Below are 2,255 nucleotides of genomic sequence, written 5' to 3' on the forward strand. Positions count from 1 at the left end.
TCAGTCAATGTATGCTGAACATTCGTGATAGAATTACCAACTCCAGACAATGCATCCGCTACATTGTGATAAGATGTATCTTCTTCCTTACCATCTGGAGAAATCTTAGATAATTTATAGGTTGGCTCTGTAAGAACTCCATCTTTAAAGGATGCTTCCCCACCTAAGAACTTGGCTACATCCTGAGAAATCTTGTTAATCTGACCACCATTGACAACATCATGCGATCCCTCAGAAATTGCACCATCGGCTACATTATGAAGACCCACAGCTGCAGAATCTTTTCCTTTTCCAAATGTCACACTCGCGTAATTAATAGTGCCATTTTCATCTGTATTTTTATCGTAATGAACAACTGCTGATTCATCAGATTGAAGACTGGTAGAAAGATCTTTCAAACCTTTTTCAAGCTGGGCTTTATTGACAGCTTCATTATCATTTTCTGCCGCCTTCACACCAGAAAGGGTCCGATCTGTGCCGTCACGGTTTGCAAAACTAATACCTGCACCTTCTGTTTCAGCACCAATCTTGATAACCTTGGTCGTTTCATCCTGCTTAACAAGACTATCACCTACAACTTTGTCAATTTGATTGGTCACCTCATTATGAATTTTCGTAACAGAACTGCTTATTTCAGCAAAAGCATCCGCAACATTATCATAGTTTTCTTCAGTTGCCTCACCTGCTGCATCAAATTTCTTAACCGTAAACTTCGGAGCAGTCCATGTACCATTCTCATAGCTAGCTCCACCACCAAAATATTTTGCAACCGTGTCGCCCATAGAATAAAGCTGAGAACCATTTACTGCTTCAGTTGAATCTTTTGTAACTTTTCCACTACCAACATTACGCAAAGCAACTGTGCCTTGACTTGGATCTCCAAAAGTCACACTGTTTTGTTTAGCTTTACGCGCTGATCTCGTAAGTGCACTGACTTCTTCTGTATCTTCTTCTGTGTCATAGAAAACTGCTACAGAACGCACGTCATTAATATCTTTAGTAAGCTTATCCACGTTTTCATCAAGCTGTGCTTTATTAACTGCTTCATCGTTATGTTCTGCCGCCTTCAAGCCAGAAAGGGTGCGACTTTGACTGTCCTTATCAGCAATGCTAATTTTAGCGTCATCTTTTTCTTTACCTATAGTAATAGACTTCGTATCTTCATCCCATTTAACAAGGCTATCACTTACAACATTCGTAATATCGTTTTTAATATTCGTGAAAGATGTACTAATACCAGCAAACGCTTCCGCTACACTACTATAGTCCTTATCTTCAATTGTCTCACCATCATCTTTGATAGTTTTAACTGTGAATGTAGGAGCTGTCCAAGTGCCTTCCGCATAGCTAGCGCCACCGCCAAAATACTTCGCAACATCACTGCCTAGCGAATAAAGCTGTCCACCTGTAATAGCATCCGTTGAATTCTCAGCTATGTTTCCATACTGAAGTGATGTAATCTTGCTATTGGCTTTGTTTCCTTCTTCTCCATGCGTCGCTACAAAGGCTTTCTTTTCCTCGTTCCAGTTCAATGAATCCTGAGCAACATTTTCAGAAACATCCTTAATCCGTTGGTTTACATTCTTAATATTCTCATCAAGACCTGTAAATGCTTGAGCAATATCGTTAAAGCTTTTCTTTTCTACCTGACCATCTGCATCAACTTTAGATAAGTTATAGGTTGGACCTGTGAAAGTACCATTGTTAAAGCCTGTACCTCCACCTAAGAACTTGGCTACATCCTCACCAATTTTGTTAACCTGACCACCTGTGATTGCATCATGTGATCCTTTGGAAATCTTACCATCAGCAATATTATGAAGGCCTACAGGAGATTTATCTTTACCACCAAAAGTCACACTCTTATAATTAATGGTGCCATTTTCATCATCTTTTTTATCATAATGAACAACAGCTGAATCATCAGACTGAAGACTGTTGGAAAGACCCTTTAAACTTTCATCAAGCTGGCCCTTGTTAACTGCTTCATTGTCTTTTACTGCTACCTTTACGCCAGAAAGAGTCCGATCCGCTCCATTTTTGTTAGCGATATTGATTGTTGTATCTTCTGTCTTTGCGCCAATAGTAAGACTATGCGTTGCTTTATCTTGCTGAACAAAACTTTCGCTCTCCACTTTTTTAACCACATTATTAATTTGTTCAGTCAATGTATGCTGAACATTCGTGATAGAATTACCAACTCCAGACAATGCATCCGCTACATTGTGATAAGATGTATCTTCTTCCTTACCATC

At 39.3% G+C, this 2,255-nt stretch carries 1 pseudogene; it reads right to left on the bottom strand.

The window, feature by feature from the left end:
- A pseudogene (locus ME1_RS08050) lies at window positions 1–2,255 on the bottom strand (hypothetical protein); the annotation flags it as partial.

Origin of the sequence: Bartonella vinsonii subsp. arupensis OK-94-513 (assembly GCF_000278235.1) — a bacterium.
In the GTDB taxonomy this organism is placed as follows: Bacteria; Pseudomonadota; Alphaproteobacteria; order Rhizobiales; family Rhizobiaceae; genus Bartonella; species Bartonella arupensis.